Source organism: Pseudomonas trivialis (assembly GCF_036864995.1).
GTDB lineage: Bacteria > Pseudomonadota > Gammaproteobacteria > Pseudomonadales > Pseudomonadaceae > Aquipseudomonas > Aquipseudomonas trivialis.
This window is the reverse complement of the sequence record NZ_CP142151.1, coordinates 476,246-494,721: the sequence shown is the minus strand read 5'-3', so window position 1 is coordinate 494,721 and position 18,476 is coordinate 476,246. Positions and strand designations below refer to the sequence as shown.

General features: G+C 60.9%; 10 protein-coding genes. 4 read left to right on the top strand and 6 right to left on the bottom strand.

Annotated elements, in window-relative coordinates; all coding sequences use genetic code 11:
* Window positions 1-22 precede the first annotated feature (22 nt).
* Window positions 23-2,962, bottom strand: coding sequence for a bifunctional [glutamate--ammonia ligase]-adenylyl-L-tyrosine phosphorylase/[glutamate--ammonia-ligase] adenylyltransferase (glnE, locus tag VRB54_RS02075; RefSeq protein WP_338479345.1), 2,940 nt, complete (start codon window positions 2,960-2,962; stop codon window positions 23-25).
* A gap of 383 nt (window positions 2,963-3,345) precedes the next feature.
* Here glnE and aceE point away from each other — a divergent pair, with 383 nt between their 5' ends.
* Window positions 3,346-5,991, top strand: a complete 2,646-nt coding sequence (gene aceE / locus VRB54_RS02070) for a pyruvate dehydrogenase (acetyl-transferring), homodimeric type (protein WP_338479343.1) — start codon at window positions 3,346-3,348, stop codon at window positions 5,989-5,991.
* A gap of 10 nt (window positions 5,992-6,001) precedes the next feature.
* Entirely contained in the window at window positions 6,002-7,648 is a 1,647-nt protein-coding gene (gene aceF / locus VRB54_RS02065; protein ID WP_338479342.1) for a dihydrolipoyllysine-residue acetyltransferase, read from the top strand.
* Between the two features lie 105 nt (window positions 7,649-7,753).
* On the opposite strand, the gene VRB54_RS02060 is transcribed toward aceF, so the two are convergent.
* On the bottom strand, window positions 7,754-8,959 hold the full coding sequence (locus VRB54_RS02060; protein WP_338479005.1) for an ISL3 family transposase: 1,206 nt from the start codon (window positions 8,957-8,959) through the stop codon (window positions 7,754-7,756).
* A gap of 319 nt (window positions 8,960-9,278) precedes the next feature.
* Here VRB54_RS02060 and VRB54_RS02055 point away from each other — a divergent pair, with 319 nt between their 5' ends.
* Both VRB54_RS02055 and msrA read left to right on the top strand, forming a co-directional pair.
* Window positions 9,279-11,972 (top strand): putative bifunctional diguanylate cyclase/phosphodiesterase, encoded by a 2,694-nt coding sequence (locus VRB54_RS02055; protein ID WP_338479341.1) that lies wholly within the window; start codon window positions 9,279-9,281, stop codon window positions 11,970-11,972.
* 72 nt (window positions 11,973-12,044) lie between these two features.
* Complete coding sequence (gene msrA, locus VRB54_RS02050; RefSeq protein WP_338479340.1) at window positions 12,045-12,692, top strand: peptide-methionine (S)-S-oxide reductase MsrA; 648 nt, start codon at window positions 12,045-12,047, stop codon at window positions 12,690-12,692.
* 381 nt (window positions 12,693-13,073) lie between these two features.
* Here msrA and VRB54_RS02045 read toward each other — a convergent pair whose 3' ends face one another.
* From VRB54_RS02045 to putP, 4 genes are all read right to left on the bottom strand, one after another.
* Window positions 13,074-13,910, bottom strand: a complete 837-nt coding sequence (locus VRB54_RS02045) for a 23S rRNA (adenine(2030)-N(6))-methyltransferase RlmJ (protein ID WP_338479339.1) — start codon at window positions 13,908-13,910, stop codon at window positions 13,074-13,076.
* A gap of 73 nt (window positions 13,911-13,983) precedes the next feature.
* Window positions 13,984-14,712 carry a DUF4123 domain-containing protein gene (locus tag VRB54_RS02040; protein WP_338479338.1) on the bottom strand — a complete coding sequence of 243 codons (729 nt, stop codon included), beginning with the start codon at window positions 14,710-14,712 and terminating at the stop codon, window positions 13,984-13,986.
* Window positions 14,712-16,739, bottom strand: a complete 2,028-nt coding sequence (locus tag VRB54_RS02035) for a type VI secretion system tip protein VgrG (protein ID WP_338479337.1) — start codon at window positions 16,737-16,739, stop codon at window positions 14,712-14,714. Before VRB54_RS02035 ends, VRB54_RS02040 begins: the two co-directional genes overlap by 1 nt.
* Before the next feature lie 203 nt (window positions 16,740-16,942).
* Window positions 16,943-18,427 (bottom strand): sodium/proline symporter PutP, encoded by a 1,485-nt coding sequence (putP, locus tag VRB54_RS02030; RefSeq protein WP_338479336.1) that lies wholly within the window; start codon window positions 18,425-18,427, stop codon window positions 16,943-16,945.
* Between the last annotated feature and the right edge of the window lie 49 nt (window positions 18,428-18,476).

Here is an 18,476-nt window from a genome sequence, read left to right as displayed (position 1 = left end):
TAAATTGGCGCCACTCAATTAATCAGCTTAAACCCAGCTCACGCCAGATTCGCATCACCTGCCGCCGCTCGTCGGCAAACTGCTCCCCGCTCACGGTGCCGGCCTCGTTCTGCAAGGCCTGGCGATGTGCAGCGGAACGGTAGGCCTTGTACACCTCACGCAGCAAATGGGCATCGGCGGCGGGCATCAGCCCGACCTGCTCCAGGCCCTCCAGAATGCGGATATTGTCGGTAAAGCGCAGCAACGCAGGATGTTGCGCAGACCACGCCAAAGCCGCGTATTGCACCATAAATTCAATATCGACGATACCTCCGGCGTCCTGCTTGAGGTCGAACACGGCCGTGGCCTCGAAGGCATTGGCACCGGTCCCGGCTGTCGTGGCCCTGGTGCCCAGGTTGTCACGCATCCTGGCGCGCATCTCACTGACCTCCTGGCGCAGTTTCGCCAGGTCGCGCTCACGCCCCAGCACCTTGGCCCGGACCTGCTCGAATGCCTGCCCCACATCCTGGCTACCCACCAGCACGCGCGCGCGGATCAGGGCCTGATGCTCCCAGGTCCATGCTTCATTTTGTTGATAGCGGTCGAATGCCCCCAGCGAACTGACCAGCAGCCCGGACGCGCCGGAAGGTCGCAGGCGCATGTCCACTTCGTACAGTTGGCCGGAGTTGGTCTGGGTGGTCAGCAGGTGAATGATGCGCTGGCCCAGGCGGGTAAAGAACTGCGCGCCGTCGATCGGCTTGGCGCCATCGGTTTCGGCATGGGGGTCGCCATCGTGGATAAACACCAGGTCCAGGTCCGAGCCATGGCCCAGTTCGATGCCGCCGACCTTGCCGTACCCGACGATGATAAACCCCGGATTGCACAGGCTGCCGTCCAGCCACTGCGGCGAGCCGTGGCGCGCGACGGTCTGGCGCCAGGCCAGGGCCAGCACTTGTTCGAGAATGGCTTCGGCGAGCCAGGTGAGGTAGTCGCTGACTTTCATCAACGGCAGGCTGCCGACGATTTCCGAGGCAGCCACACGCAGGCGGTGAGCCAGTTTGAAGTGGCGCAGCGCTTCCATCTGCTGCTCGAGGTCGTCCTCGGGGATACGCGTGAGGCGCTCGCGCAGCTCGGCGGCCAATTCCGGCGCCAGCGGCGGCTTGAACAGGCGGCCTTCGTTAAGCAATTCATCCAGCAGCAGCGGGAAGCGCGTGATTTGCTCGGCGATCCACGGGCTGGCGGCACACAGAGTCAGCAGGCGGCGCAGGGCGTCGGGGTTTTCGGTGAGCAGCACCAGGTAGGCCGAACGTCGGGCGACGGCTTCCACCAGCGGCAATACCCGCTCCATCACCAGGTCCGGATTGGCGTGCTCCACGGCCTGCGCCAGCAGGCGCGGAATAAACGCGTCCAGGCGCTCACGCCCCAGACGCTGCATGGCCCGCAATTGCGGGCTGCTGCGCAGGCCGGCCAGGGCCTTGAGCGCCTTGGGCGCATCGGTGAAACCGCCTTCGGCTAGCTGGCGGCAGGCCGCGTCGTCATCCTGGGACTCTTCCCACAATGGCAGCCACTCACCGCCCACGACCAACTCGCTTTCTTCACCCTCCTCCTCATCCGGATCGGCAATCACCTGGCGGAAGTGCCAGTCCACGCGGCCACGCCAGTGCATCAGGCGCTCGTGGAACGCCGTCCAGTCGGCAAACCCGAGCATAAAGGCAATGCGCGCCTGGTCTTCCGGGCTGTCGGGGAGCATCTGCGTCTGACGGTCGGCAATCGCCTGGATCGCGTGTTCGGTGTAGCGCAGGAATTCGTAGCCATTGCGTAATTCGGCAATCACCGCCGGCGGCAGGTAGCCCTGGCCTTCGAGGGTGCCCAGCACATTGAGCAGAGGCCGTTGTTGCAGGCTCAGGTCGCGGCCGCCGTGAATGAGCTGGAACGCCTGGGCGATAAACTCCACTTCGCGAATGCCGCCCGAACCCAGTTTGATGTTTTCGGCCATGCCCTTGCGCCGCACTTCTTGCTGGATCAACTGCTTCATGGTGCGCAGCGCTTCGATGGCCGAAAAGTCCAGGTAACGGCGGTAGACGAACGGTCGCAGCATATCCAGCAGCACTGAGCCGGCCACTTGATCGCCCGCCACCACCCGCGCCTTGATCATCGCGTAGCGCTCCCAGTCGCGGCCCTGATCCTGGTAATACTGCTCCAGCGCGTTGAAGCTCAGCACCAGCGCGCCGGCAGAACCATAGGGGCGCAGGCGCATGTCGACGCGAAAGACAAAACCATCGACGGTCATCGGGTCCAGCGCCTTGATCAATTTTTGACCCAGGCGGATGAAAAACTCCTGATTGTCCAGGGAGCGCTTCACCCCCACCGTCTCGCCGCCTTCGGGGTAAGCGAAGATCAGGTCGATATCCGACGACAGGTTGAGCTCCACCGCGCCGAGCTTGCCCATGCCGAGGATGACCATGTGCTGGGCTTCGCCGCTGCGCCGACCGGTAGGCGTGCCGAACTGCACGCAGTGGCGCTGGTACAGCCATTGATAGGCCTGATCGATGCAGGCATCAGCCATGTCGGAGAGGTCGCGGCAGGTTTGCACCAGGTCGGCCTGGCGGGTCAGGTCGCGCCAGATGATGCGCACTTGCTGGCGCGTGCGCTGGCGCCGCAGGAGACGACCCAGTTCGTCTTCCGTTTGCGCCTGTTGCACGGCACCGGAGATCTGGCTGCACAGCTCGCCCGGTGCAAAACCGCGATCCAGCTCGCCCCAGGCCACCAGCTCCAGCAACATCAAAGGGTCACGAACGCTTTGTTCAATGACAAAATCACTGGCGGCGCATACACGGGTAAACTCTGCCCACCGTTGCGGCGTCCACGCACACAGTCCATTATCGTCGTCCAGCGCGGCCACGGCGTCACGAAATGACTGCTCGGCCCGCTGGGCAAATGGCAAGAGAATGGCAGGCAGTTCGGCCAGCGTTGGAAGGCTCATGGTCTATCCTTGATCGGCGTGTAAATGGCCTGTAGAGGTGAACGCGAGAACCGCGCTCGGTGAAGAACTGTCGAACAAAAGTTATAAATAGCTGAAATTAAATTAATTTTGGCAGGTAACATCAAACTTTAACCTTTTCTTGTTCGCAAAAGATCAACATTAACGATTATGCTCACCAGCCAGACCGAGCCATACGCTCGATCTTGTGTAGTTTTACTACTCGTATATACATTCGAAAGGCTGAAATGGCCGACGATTTGTAGTAAAACTACAGGACGCCGAAGCAACCTTCGGCCATCCAAGAATTTATGTCGTCTGCCCACAAGGCCAGTCGCAAACTTCAGGCAACCGATTCTGGTAGCCTTTCCGCCCTGGAGCAAGCCATGCAAGACCTCGATCCCGTCGAAACCCAGGAATGGCTGGACGCCCTGGAATCGGTTCTCGACAAAGAAGGCGAAGACCGTGCTCATTACCTGATGACCCGTATGGGCGAACTCGCGACCCGCAGCGGCTCGCAGTTGCCTTACGCCATCACCACGCCATACCGCAACACCATCCCCGTTACCCACGAAGCACGCATGCCTGGCGACCTGTTCATGGAACGCCGCATTCGCTCGCTGGTACGCTGGAACGCCATGGCGATGGTAATGCGCACGAACTTGAAAGATTCGGACCTGGGCGGTCACATCTCCAGTTTCGCCTCCAGCGCAACCCTCTATGACATCGGCTTCAACTACTTCTTCCAGGCCCCGACCGACGAACACGGCGGCGACCTGATCTACTTCCAGGGCCACACCTCCCCAGGCGTTTACGCCCGTGCGTTCATGGAAGGCCGCATCAGCGAAGAACAAATGAACAACTTCCGCCAGGAAGTCGACGGTCAGGGCCTGTCGTCCTACCCGCACCCTTGGCTGATGCCCGATTTCTGGCAGTTCCCGACCGTTTCCATGGGTCTGGGTCCAATTCAAGCGATCTACCAGGCACGCTTCATGAAGTACCTGGAAGCCCGTGGTTTCATCCCGGAAGGCAAGCAGAAAGTCTGGTGCTTCCTGGGCGACGGCGAGTGCGACGAGCCGGAATCCCTGGGCGCCATCTCCCTGGTCGGCCGCGAGAAGCTGGACAACCTGATCTTCGTCATCAACTGCAACCTGCAGCGCCTCGACGGCCCGGTTCGCGGCAACGCCAAGATCATCCAGGAACTCGAAGGCGTGTTCCGTGGCGCTCACTGGAACGTCACCAAAGTCATCTGGGGCCGTTTCTGGGACCCACTGCTGGCCAAGGACGTCGACGGTATCCTGCAACGTCGCATGGACGAAGTCATCGACGGCGAGTACCAGAACTACAAGGCCAAAGACGGCGCGTTCGTGCGTGAACACTTCTTCAACACGCCTGAACTCAAGGCAATGGTTGCAGACCTGTCCGACGACGAGATCTGGAAACTCAACCGTGGCGGCCACGACCCGTACAAGGTCTACGCGGCATACCACCAGGCGGTCAACCACAAAGAGCAGCCGACCGTCATCCTGGCCAAGACCATCAAGGGTTATGGCACCGGTGCCGGCGAAGCGAAGAACACCGCGCACAACACCAAGAAAGTCGACGTCGACAGCCTGAAGCTGTTCCGCGACCGTTTCGACATTCCGGTCAAGGACGAAGAGCTGGAGAACCTGCCGTTCTTCAAGCCCGAGCCAAACAGCGCCGAAGCCCGCTATCTCAGCGAGCGTCGCACCGCACTGGGCGGTTTCGTACCGCAGCGCCGCGCCAAGTCGTTCGATATTCCTACGCCGCCACTCGATACCCTCAAGGCGATCCTGGACGGTTCGGGCGACCGTGAAATTTCCACCACCATGGCCTTCGTGCGCATCCTCGCGCAACTGGTCAAGGACAAGGAAATCGGTTCGCGCATCGTGCCGATCATCCCGGACGAAGCCCGTACCTTCGGTATGGAAGGCATGTTCCGTCAGTTGGGCATCTACTCCTCGGTCGGCCAGCTCTACGAGCCAGTCGATAAAGACCAGGTGATGTTCTACAAGGAAGACAAGAAGGGCCAGATCCTCGAAGAAGGCATCAACGAAGCGGGCGCCATGAGCTCCTTCATCGCTGCCGGTACCTCGTACTCTAGCCACAACCAGCCAATGCTGCCGTTCTACATCTTCTACTCGATGTTCGGCTTCCAGCGTATCGGCGACCTGGCGTGGGCAGCGGGCGACAGCCGTACCCGTGGCTTCCTGATCGGCGGCACCGCCGGCCGCACCACGCTGAACGGCGAAGGCCTGCAACACGAAGACGGTCACAGCCACATCCTGGCGGCCACCATCCCGAACTGCCGCACCTTTGATCCAACCTACGGCTACGAGCTGGCGGTGATCATCCAGGACGGCATGAAGAAGATGACCGAGCAGCAGCAGGACGTTTTCTACTACATCACCGTGATGAACGAGTCCTACCAACAACCTGCCATGCCGGCCGGTGTTGAGGAAGGCATCATCAAGGGCATGTACCTGCTCGAAGAAGACACCAAGGAAGCGGCGCACCACGTGCAGCTGATGGGCTCCGGCACCATCCTGCGTGAAGTGCGCGAAGCGGCGAAGATCCTGCGTGACGAATTCAACGTCGGCGCCGATGTGTGGAGCGTTACCAGCTTCAACGAACTGCGTCGCGACGGCCTGGCAGTGGAGCGTAACAACCGCCTGCACCCAGGTCAGAAGCCTGCACTGAGCTACGTCGAAGAATGCCTGGCCGGCCGCAAGGGTCCAGTGATTGCCTCTACCGACTACATGAAGCTGTTTGCTGAACAGATTCGCCAGTGGGTCCCGTCCAAGGAATTCAAAGTCCTGGGCACCGACGGTTTCGGCCGCAGTGACAGCCGCAAGAAGCTGCGTCACTTCTTCGAAGTCGACCGTCACTTCGTGGTGTTGGCAGCCCTGGAAGCCTTGGCTGACCGTGGTGAGATCGAACCCAAGGTGGTGGCTGACGCCATCGTCAAGTTCGGGATCAACCCGGAAAAACGCAACCCACTGGACTGCTGAGGAGACTTTTGTGAGCGAACTCATTCGCGTACCTGACATCGGCAGCGGTGAAGGTGAAGTAATCGAGCTGTTTGTGAAGGTCGGCGACACCGTCGAAGCCGACCAGAGCATCCTTACCCTCGAGTCGGACAAGGCGAGCATGGAAATCCCTGCTCCCAAGGCCGGTGTGGTCAAGAGCCTGAAAGTGAAGCTGGGCGATCGCCTGAAAGAAGGCGACGAACTGCTGGAGCTGGAAATCGAAGGTGCTGCCGATGCAGCCCCTGCCGCCAAGGCTGAACCTGCTGCCGCCCCCGCGCCGGCCGCTGAAAAACCTGCCGCTGCCGAGGCCCCTGCGGTCCCGGCTGCTGCACCGGCAGAAGCCGCGGTCCAGGACATTCACGTCCCGGACATCGGTTCGTCGGGCAAGGCCAAGATCATCGAGCTGCTGGTCAAGGTGGGCGACACCGTCGAAGCCGACCAGTCGCTGATCACCCTGGAGTCCGACAAGGCCTCCATGGAAATCCCGTCGCCGGCTGCCGGCGTAGTGGAAAGCATCGCGGTCAAGCTGGAAGACGAAGTCGGCACTGGCGACTTCATCCTCAAGCTGAAAGTACAAGGCGCTGCACCGGCTGCCGCTCCAGCACCCGCCGCCGCTCCGGCTGCTGCAAAGGCTGAAGCTGCTCCGGCCGCTGCCGCCCCGGCACCTGCTGCAAAAGCCGAGGCCGCACCGGCCCCTGCTGCTGCACCTGCGCCAAGCGGTGCCAAGGTTCACGCCGGCCCTGCGGTTCGCCAACTGGCCCGTGAATTCGGTGTCGAGCTGAACGCTGTGTCGGCCACCGGCCCGCATGGTCGTGTGCTGAAGGAAGACGTGCAGGTTTACGTCAAATCCATGATGCAGAAGGCCAAGGAAGCTCCGGCTGCAGGCGCTGCCACCGGTGGTTCGGGCATTCCGCCGATCCCGGTCGTGGACTTCAGCCGCTTCGGCGAGACCGAAGAAGTGCCGATGACTCGCCTGATGCAAATCGGCGCGTCGAGCCTGCACCGCAGCTGGCTGAACATCCCGCACGTGACCCAGTTTGACCAGGCCGACATCACCGACCTCGAAGCCTTCCGCGTTGCGCAGAAAGCCGTGGCCGAGAAGGCCGGCGTCAAGCTGACCGTGCTGCCACTGTTGCTCAAGGCCTGCGCACACCTGCTCAAGGAACTGCCGGACTTCAACAGTTCGCTGGCGCCAAGCGGCAAGGCGATCATTCGCAAGAAGTACGTGAACGTCGGTTTTGCGGTTGATACCCCGGACGGCCTGCTGGTGCCTGTGATCAAGAACGTTGACCAGAAGAGCCTGCTGCAACTGGCTGCCGAAGCGGCTGCACTGGCTGCCAAGGCCCGTGACAAGAAGCTCACCGCCGACGACATGCAAGGCGCCTGCTTCACCATTTCCAGCCTCGGTCACATTGGCGGCACTGGCTTCACGCCAATCGTCAACGCACCGGAAGTGGCGATCCTGGGTGTATCCAAGGCGACTATCCAGCCAGTGTGGGACGGTAAAGCGTTCCAGCCGAAACTGATGCTGCCGCTGTCGCTGTCCTACGATCACCGCGTGATCAATGGTGCCGCGGCTGCACGCTTCACTCAGCGTCTGAGCCAGTTGCTGAACGACATCCGCACCATCCTGCTGTAAGCATCACCCGGCCTCTCCTTCATCGGGAAGGCCGGGTTGCACCGATTTTCGAGCGCCACGCTCGTACCTCAACCCCGCCACATGGCGGGGCTTTTTTTTGGTTCTTCACGGATTACCGGGAAAGACGCTCTTGATCTTCATGAAAAAGAACTCGCTATCCCGGTAACCGTACGCCATCCGCTTGATGACCTTTATTCGATTGTTTATTCCTTCCAACTGACCCGTATGCATCGGCCAGCGAACCCGGCTTACGATGCCTCGCCAGTAACCCTTTAGCCGTTTGGCAAACTGCACCAGAGCCGGTATTTCGCTTTCATGAGCATGGCGCAGCCATTGTTTCCAAGCCGCTCGCCAAGCCCAGGCAGCGCTTGCTGTCCAGAGCGTTTTGAGCTCAGCCTTCATCAAATAAACCGTCATCAGCGATTGGTTGGCCGCCAACAAATCCTGCAAACGAACCTGTTGTTCCGGCGTTTTCAGATTCTGCGGATTGCGCAGCAACAGCCATCGCGCCTGCTTGATGACCTTGCGAGCCGGCTTGTCATGACGCAGTCGATTGGCCTCGTCGACGCGGACCCGATCTATCACCTCTCGGCCATATTTGGCCACCACATGAAAGAGGTCGTAGACCACTCGCGCTTTCGGGCAGTGCTGACGGACCTCCAGGTCAAAAGCGGTATTCATGTCCATCGCAACCGCTTCGATTCGAGCACATCCCTCTGGCCCCAGCTCTTCGAAAAAGGGCCGAACCGCCGCCCTGCTACGGCCTTCGCCAATCCATAGCACTCTTCGCGTATCGGCATCCAACACCACACTGGCGTAGCGATGCCCTTTGAACAGCGCGAATTCATCCATCACTAGGCGTCGTGGCTGCGCCTTTGGCAGCGTGCTCAACGCCGCCTGTAAGGCTCGACGCTCCAGCAACCGAACGGTGTCCCAATGCAGGCCAAACATCTGTGCCACGTGCAGGGTTGGAAGGCGCTCGCAGGCTTGAATGACCGCATCCGCCAAGCGGCGCGTCATCCGGGCATAGCGATCCAGCCAACTGACGGCCTCCATGCGTTTGCCACAGTCGCGGCAGCCAACCCGCCTGAGCAAAACGCTGAGGCGTACCGCGCGACCGAGAATGGGAAGATCACGAACGGTTCGCTCGCAATACTCATGAGTGGTTGAACAAGGTTTTTGGCAGCCACCGCAGGAAGGAAATCGAGTGGCGTGGGGAGCCAGATCGATCTGTAGGGTGTCACCATCAGTCTTGATCGTGACGACAGAAAAGCCCTCCCAAAAAGGAAGGAAAGTATTAATATCGCGCATAAGAACGCCGGTTTGTTAGATGTGTTTGCTCGCACGAACATCATCAACCAAATCGGCGTTCTTGTTTCTGTCTTTCCCGGGATTCCGTGAAGAACCTTTTTTTGCGTGTACGCCGCACAGGCCATGGCTTTGCGAACAGGTTTGTACACCTTTGATCAACCCGACTGCAGAAATCCCCCAGCCGGCCGATAACAGCCTTATAGCACTTAGCCTTCATCCTCTCTTGTCAGCCTGTGCTGCATGATGCAACCTTGCCACAAGCAACAGTCAAGAGGGCGTGAGCCCGGCGCCAAGTGCGTTATTTCAAGTGAGCTTCCCCATGAAAAGCCAGCCCGATGCCGCCCGTATGGCGGCCGAGGTAGTGACGCAATTACCCGTGCCTTCGCGCCTGGGTATGCTGCGTTTCGAGCGGCTGAATGAGGCAAGCTGGGCCCTGCTGTACCTGGACCCCAATTGCGAACGCCAATTCGGCCTGTCGGCGGTGGAACTGTGTGCCCTGCTCGGCACTCCCTACGCCAGCCTGATGGAGCCACAGGCGCGCTATCAACTGCACGATGCCATCCAGCAACAGCTGAGCCAGAGCCCTCACTACCTGGTGCGCTATACCCTGCACACCAACGACGGCCCGCTGAACCTGCTGGAAATGGGCGAGGCCTACAAACAGCACAATCGTCACCTGCTGCGCGGCTACCTGATGGTCGTGGACGGCCTGTTCAACGAGCTGCCCTCCACCGCCCCGACTGTCGACCTGGAAAGCCAGAACAGCCGCCTGCAGATCGCCCTGGAACTCAACCAGCGCGCGCAACAGGAACAACTGCAACACCTTGAGCGGGTGCGCGCCCAGCAGGATCTGATCCTGCTGCTGGCCCGTCAGCGCTACACCACCCCCAATTCGCTGCAGGAAGCCGCCGAGCTGATCACCCGCAGCGCCTGCGATATCTACCAGATCGATTTCGCCAGCATCTGGAACCTCGAAGGCCAGCGCCTGGTGCCGATCTCGGCGTACAACCATGCCGACGGGCGCCACCACCTGCCCGATCCGATTGATGCCAGCGGCTTCCCCGACTATCTGGAGGCCCTGCATACCAGTCGCGCCATCGACGCCAACAACGCCATGCGCGACCCGCGCACCCGGGAAATGGCCGAGACCCTGCGCGCCAATGACACCTACGCCATGCTCGACGCGAGCATTCGCGTGGACGGCCAGGTGGTCGGCGTGCTGTGCCTGGAACAGGGCGGCAGCCCGCGCGCCTGGCAGTCCGATGAAATTGCGTTTGCCGGCGAGCTGGCAGACCAGTTCGCCCAGGTCATCAACAACCACAACCGGCGCACCGCCACCAGCGCACTGCACCTGTTCCAGCGTGCGGTGGAGCAAAGCGCGAATGCCTTTCTGCTGGTCAATTGCGACGGCGTGGTGGAGTACGTTAACCCCAGTTTTACCGCGATTACCCAGTACAGCACCGAAGAGGTCCACGGCCACCGCCTGGCGCAGTTGCCGGCCCTGGAAAACCTCAGTGAGCTGCTGTTCGACGCGCCCTCGGCCCTGGCCAAGAGCAACAGCTGGCAGGGTGAGTTCAAGAGCCGGCGCAAGAACCTGGAACCCTACTGGGGCCAGCTGTCGATTTCCAAGGTGTACGGCGACAACCGTGAGCTGACCCATTACATCGGCATCTACGAAGACATCACCCAGACCAAGCTGGCCCAGCAGCGTATCGAGCGCCTGGCGTACACCGACAACCTGACCAACCTGGGCAACCGTCCGGCGTTCATCCGCAACCTCGATGAGCGCTTTGCCCGCGACAGCGACAGTCCGATCAGCCTGCTGCTGGTGGACATCGACAACTTCAAACGCATCAACGACAGCCTCGGCCACCAGACCGGCGACAAGCTGCTGATCAGCCTCGCCCGGCGCCTGCGCAACAGCCTGAGCACCAGCGGCAGCCTGGCGCGCTTTGCCAGTAACGAATTTGCGGTGCTGCTCGACGACACCGACCTCGAGAGCGGCCAGCAGGTCGCCAGCCAACTGCTGGCCACGCTCGACAAGCCGATGTTCGTCGACAACCAGTTGATCAGCGTCACCGGCTCCGTGGGCCTGGCCTGCGCGCCGTTGCATGGCCGCGACCCGCAGACGCTGATGCGCAACGCCGGCCTGGCCCTGCACAAAGCCAAGGCCAACGGCAAACATCAGGTACAGGTGTTCACCGAAGCACTGAATGCCGAGGCCAGCTACAAGCTGTTCGTGGAAAACAACCTGCGCCGCGCGCTGACGCAAAACGAGCTGGACGTGTTCTATCAGCCCAAGCTGTGCCTGCGCAGCGGCCGCCTGTTGGGGATGGAAGCGCTGCTGCGCTGGAACCACCCGGAAAAGGGCATGATCCGCCCCGACCAGTTCATCAGCGTGGCCGAAGAAACCGGTTTGATCATCCCTATCGGCAAATGGATCGCGCGCCAGGCCTGCCGCATGAGCAAGCGACTGAGCGCCGCCGGCATGGGCAACCTGCAGGTGGCGATCAACCTGTCGCCCAAACAGTTCTCCGACCCGGACCTGGTGGCCTCCATCGCCAGCATCCTCAAGGAAGAAGAACTGCCGGCCAACCTGCTGGAGCTGGAACTCACCGAAGGCCTGCTGCTGGAGGCCACCGAAGACACGCGCCAGCAACTGGACCAGTTGAAAAGCTTCGGCTTGACCCTGGCCATGGACGACTTCGGCACCGGTTATTCGTCGCTGAGCTACCTGAAAAAATTCCCCATCGACATCATCAAGATCGACCGCAGCTTTATCCACGAAATCCCGGACAACCAGGACGACATGGAAATCACCTCGGCCGTGATCGCCATGGCCCACAACCTGAAACTCAAGGTGGTGGCCGAAGGCATCGAGACCGCCGAGCAACTGGCGTTCCTGCGCCGGCATCGTTGCGATGTGGGGCAGGGCTACCTGTTCGACCGGCCGATCCCGGGCTCCGAGCTGCTCGAAAAGCTCAAGCGCTACCCACGCGGGCCAATCGCCTGACAGCGCTGTAACACTCGGGCACACTGGCGTGTCCGATTCTTACCCAATTCAATCTGACTGAGAGGACTGATCATGGTCTTGCGCTCGGAAATTCTGGTGAACAAAAACGTGCTGCCGACTCAAGAACAAGCATTGCCTGGCCGTGAAACGCCAATGACCCTGCCAGAAACGCACTTCGTCAACGGCAACCCGCTGCTGGGCCCGTTCGTCGACGACGTTGGCTTTGCGATCTTCGGCCTCGGTTGTTTCTGGGGCGCCGAGCGCAAGTTCTGGGAGCGCGACGGCGTGGTCAGCACCGTGGTGGGTTACGCCGGCGGCTACACGCCCAACCCGACCTACGAAGAAGTGTGCTCGGGCCTCACCGGCCACAGCGAAGTGGTACTGGTGGTGTACGACCAGGCCAAAGTGACCTACGAAGATTTGCTGAAGATGTTCTGGGAACTGCACAACCCAACCCAGGGCATGCGCCAGGGCAACGACATCGGCACCCAGTACCGCTCGGTCATCTACGCCACCACACCGGAACAACTGACGGCGGCGCACGCCAGTGCGCAGGCGTATCAGCAGGAACTGACCAAGGCCGGGCTGGGCGAGATCACCACGGAAATTGCAGAGGCGCCGACGGTGTATTTCGCCGAGGCGTATCACCAGCAGTACCTGGCGAAGAATCCGCAGGGCTATTGCGGCATCGGCGGCACAGGCGTGACCTGCCCGATCTAAGACGTACGCAACTCAAATGTGGGAGCGGGCTTGCCCGCGAATGCGGTGTATCAGTCGACCTATCCGTTAACTGACACCCTGCTTTCGCGAGCAAGCCCGCTCTTATCAAACACAAAATAACTTTTTGATTTAAAAACTGAAACTTCAGGAAGCCATATTCCTGTGGCGAGCAGGCTTGTCCTGCGTTGGGCTGCGCAGCAGCCCCAAAACCATGCTCCGGGCAGTGTCAGGTACACCGCGCTTCCCTTGATGGGGGGCGCTGCGCACCCCAACGCGGGGCAAGCCCGCTCGCCACAGAGCCTCCAGTTTGCCGCCCGACAGCGCCAAGTCGAAGACTGGGAAGAGCCGCAAATTTGGTTTAGTGCCTGGCTTGAGCGCCAATTATTCAGCGATGAGCCAATCCATCTGCCAGCCACCTTGGGTCTGGCCGAGCTTTTTGGACAGCCACGGCAGCAGCTCACGCAATTCCTCTTCCAAACCCCACGGCGGGTTGGCAATCGCCAGGCCCGAGCCAGTCAGGGTGTTGGGCGTGTCCAGCGGATGCACCAGCAACTCCACCCGCAGCAACTTCGGCGCGCCAGTGCCGGCCAGGTCCTGATAGAAGCGGCGCAACATGCGCTGATCCTTCACCGGGTACCAGATCGCCGCGACCGTCTGGCGCATGCGACCGATTGCTTCCTTGAGGGATGCGGCGCAACGCTGCATTTCATCGAGCTGTTCAAACGGCGGATCGATCAGCATCAACGCACGTTTTTCCGGTACCGGCAGCAGGGCACGCGGCACATGCCAGCCTTCGCCCAGGTGCACTTTGACCCGGCGATCGCCCTTCATGTTGTCCTTGAGCATCACGCCGTCTTCCGGGTGTTTTTCGTTGAGCAATACGCGGTCCTGCGGGCGTGTGAGGCGGCGAGCCAGCTCGGGAGAGCCCGGGTAGTAGCGCAACTGGCCATCGGGGTTCATCTCATGCAGCACGCGCATATAGTCGGCGGTCAGTGGCGGCAGGTCGCTGGCGCCCCACAAGCGGGCGACGCCTTCGAGGTACTCACCCGTGCGGTTGGCCTGATCACCTTGCAGGTCGTACAGGCCGATGCCGGCATGGGTGTCGAGGTAGGCGAACGGCTGCTCCTTGCGCGACATCAGGGCGATGAAGCGGGTCAGGGTCAGGTGTTTGAAGACATCGGCGTGGTTGCCGGCGTGAAAGGCGTGACGATAATTCATGGTTGCTCCTGCGCAGGGGGCGAAGTTTACCTTCTGCGCGGGCAAAGGTGCAGGGCCGTGTGCCGGGCGGTGCTCAGGGCGTCAGTTCCGTACTGAGGTAGTCGATCAGTGCCGCAACGTCCAGCTGCGGCCCGCGCACGAAGTACGACAGCTTGTGTTGCAGGGTCGCCGGGCTGAAAGCGCCGTACAGGTCCGGCCGGTGTTCTTCCAGCCATTGCAGCAGGTTGTCGATCAGGGGCTGGGGTGATTGCGCGGCCAGATGCTCAAGCAGCGTCGGCGGTACCGGCCACCAGGGACTGGCTTTGGCAACGGTCACCGCACCCGTCGTCACCGTTAGTGGGCAGCCATTGATCAGGTAACGCTGAAACACCGGCAATACCTTCCCGGCGCCATCGCCCAGGTGTTGCAGCAGCGGCAGAAACCGAGCGCCGTCCCAGTAGCGCAGAAACACAGCCTGCCCCTCGGGCAGCAACACCTTGGTCAGGCCCTGCAAATGGGCGATCACGGCTTCCAGCGGGCTGGACGACACCGCCAGCCATCCCCAATCCGTCGATTCGCTGGCGGCGATCCAATCGAGAAAGGCGCTGCCCGGTTCGACAATAGCCACGTAAGGCATGACCTCACCCCACTGCGCGTAGGCCGTCCCTGCCCATACCGCATGAGGCGCAGGCCCGGCAGCCCTGGCTTGCCAGACGGCAAGCGGCCTGGCCTCGCTGGCATTGCCCAGCACCGCGTAAAGGGTTTCACCAGCCTGCAAAGGCCACTTCGCCAGCCAGGCACTGGGCGTCAAAGGGATAGGCATCAGGGGAGTTTCCTGTCGAAAAAGGCATGTTCGGCGATGTCACACTGCCCGTTTTTGCAGCGCTCGCACTCTTCACAAAACGGCGCGCTGCGCTTCAGGCTCGCCACTTGCGCAGGGCTTAGCAGCAAGGGCATGACTGCCTGCAGTTTTTCCTTTAGACCAGGCAGCAACGGTGCCGCAGCTGGCGCAGGTCCACCACCGATCTGAATCGGCACACTGCTGAAAATCCCGGCGGCCGACAGCGTGATCGACTGCCCTGCGGCCTGGATCGTGACCGTGGCCCCGGCATCAATGACCACGCTTTGCCCTGCGCCAATGCGGATGGTGCCCCCGGTCTGCATCTGCTGCGAACCGCCGACCATCAAATGATCATCCTGCTTGAGTTCGGTGAGCCGGTTGCCATGGATGATGCGTTGTTCTTCGCCCTGCAACTCGTGGTGCGACTCGCCGCCCACCTTCACCCGCCGATGATTGTCGACCTGCACCTGCTGGTCATTGAGCACATGCTGGGTCCAGTCCCGCTGGGCGCGCAGGTAGATTTCCTCGGCGCCCTTGCGGTCCTCGATGCGCAGTTCGTTGTAACCCCCGCCGCCGGGGCTGCTCTGGCTGCGGAAAATGCTGCGGGTCTTGTCCGCCGGCAGGTCGAGGGGCACGGGTGTAGCGGCATTGGGCAGGCAACCCATGACGACCGGCATATCTATATCGCCATTGACGAAGCCCACCAGCACTTCCATGCCCACCCGAGGAATCAGCACCGCCCCATAACGATCATGGGCCCAGCCGCTGGCAACTCTCAGCCAGCAACTGGAATGCTCGTTATGCTGGCCATCGCGATCCCAGGCCATCTGCACCTTGACCCGGCCGTATTCATCGCAATGAATCTCGCTGTCGACGGGCCCGGTGACCACTGCATTCTGGAAGCCGGATATGTGCGGGCGCGACATGATCAGCGGTGTGCGAAACATCACTTCCCAAGGTGTTACCACAAAGTCATTACGGTAACCCGGGGAAGATTCGTCGCCATGGTCATCAGGCGCAGCCTCCTCCAGCACCTGCGGCTGATGCCCTTCATGGTGCAACTGGGTGATCAGCCACAGATCATTCCATTCCTGACGCGGATGCCCGGCCATCTTCAGGAACTGCCCGCAGACCAACGCCGGCTGGTCGCTCAACCCTCTGGCCTGGCGATAATCGCTGCGATGACGCTCCAACAGGCGCCGCGCCAGGTAGTTGCCATGATCGCGATCCATAAAATGCCCAGGATAGGCCTGCGCGTTCAGATCGGGGCGCTGCTCTCCCGAAGCTGTGCTTTCCAGTACCAGACTCGGCTTCCTGAAATCGTAGTCCCGCAGGTTCACACCCGTGGTGCGCGTCTCCATGTGCAGGATGAAACGTTTGATCGCAGGCGTGTCGGCCACCATTCCGGAACCCGGCGAGTACGGAGTGGTTTGATCAGGCTGGGCAAACACGCTTTGATCATCGCCAAACACCAACAGATGGCGCTCGGGGCTGTGCTGAAAGTGGTAGTGAATACCCGACTCGACGCACAAGCGCTGGATGAACTGCAGGTCGGTTTCATCGAACTGAACACAGTATTCACGCTCGGGATACTTCCCGCTCAGCTTGAATGCGAAGTTATCAGCCTGGATGGCCTGGGCCTCCAGCACTAGCGCAATGATCTGCGGAACGGTTTTTTTCTGGAACATACGCTGGTGGGTGCTGTGCTCCAGATAAGCCAACTGCGGCACGAGGGCTATCTGATAGCGGGTCATGCGCCGGCCCGAATCACCTTGCGCCACTCGATAGACCTGACCGTGAACGCCTCGGCCCTGGGCGTCAAACGCCAGGAAGGCCTGTCGATGCAGCAGGCTTTCAATGTCCAGATCAGGTTGTTCGCTGACCAGTTCGAGGTCGAAGCGAAAAGGCAGACTGATAAATTCATCCCCCGAAAACCCCTGAACCTTGAGTTCACTGGGCTCTCCGTCGAGGGTCAGGGTAAACGCACTTTGATTGGCGAGAGCGAACATCCGGTGTTTCTCTGCGAGGGGTAGGCGAGCGATTCTGCACCACTGCCCCGCTCCACCGAACAGGTGCCAGGCAAATCAGTAAAAGCCTACATAAGCTCGTATGAATTTTCGCCAACCCCAGGTAAACCGAACACAAAAAAAGCCCGCCATCCAGAGGACGCGGGCCTTTGTGCTAACTCAGCGGGCGCTTAACGCCCGACGAATTACTTGTTGAGGTTGTAGTCTTTTTCCGCAGCGTCAAAACGCTCGACCATCGCAGCGGTCGGCGCGCCCATCTTGCTCACGAAGTAGATCGCCAGGCTGGCGAAAATAAAGCCGGGAATGATTTCGTAAAGCCCCAGCACCTCGAAGTGCTTCCACACGATCACGGTGATTGCACCGACCAGGATGCCGGCCAGTGCGCCGTTGCGGGTCATGTGCTTCCAGATCACGGAGATCAGCACCACAGGGCCGAACGCAGCACCGAAACCGGCCCAGGCATAGCTCACCAGCCCGAGTACACGGTTTTCGGGGTTGGCGGCCATGGCGATGGCGATCAACGCCACCACCAGCACCATGATCCGGCCGACCCACACCAGCTCAAGCTGGGAAGCGCCCTTGCGCAGGAATGCTTTGTAGAAGTCTTCGGTCAGAGCGCTGGAACACACCAGCAGCTGGCAGCTCAGGGTACTCATCACGGCCGCGAGGATGGCCGACAGCAGTACACCGGCGATCCAGGGGTTGAACAGCAGCTTGGCCAGCTCGATAAACACACGCTCAGGGTTTTCGGTCACGGGACCGGCCACTTCCGGGTGCGCCGAGAAATAGGCAATGCCGAAGAAGCCCACCGCCACGGTGCCGCCCAGGCACAGGATCATCCAGGTCATGGAGATGCGACGCGCTTTGGCGATCGACTTCACCGAATCCGCCGCCATGAAGCGCGCCAGGATATGCGGTTGGCCGAAGTAACCCAGGCCCCAGCCCATCAGCGAGATGATGCCGATGAAGGTGGTGTTTTTGAGCATGTCGAAGTTGGTCGGGTCCTGGGCTTCAATGGCCAGGAATGTAGTGTCGACACCGCCCGTGGTCAGCAGCACGATGATCGGCGTGAGGATCAACGCGAAGATCATCAGGGTGGCCTGCACGGTATCGGTCCAGCTCACCGCCAGGAAACCACCGATAAAGGTGTAGGCAATCGTCGCCGCCGCACCGGCCCACAACGCCGTCTCGTAGGACATGCCGAAGGTGCTTTCAAACAGGCGGGCACCGGCCACGATCCCGGAGGCGCAGTAAATGGTGAAGAACACCAGGATCACCACCGCAGAGATGATGCGCAGCAGGCCGCTGTTGTCTTCGAAACGGCTGGAGAAGTAGTCCGGCAGGGTCAGGGCATCGCCGTTGTGCTCGGTCTGAACCCGCAGGCGACCGGCCACGAACAGCCAGTTGAGGTATGCACCGACGATCAGGCCGATGGCGATCCAGCTTTCCGACAGGCCAGACATGTAGATCGCGCCCGGCAGGCCCATCAACAACCAGCCGCTCATATCGGAAGCACCAGCTGACAAGGCGGTAACCACGCTACCGAGGCTGCGACCGCCAAGGATGTAATCGGAAAGGTTGTTGGTGGAGCGATAGGCCATCAAGCCGATCAGCACCATTGCTGCGATGTAGATCACGAACGTGATCAGGGTAGGATTGCTAACGCTCATAAGAGTGACGCCCTGGCATTGTTTTTATGTAGCGACGGTCCCGCACGCT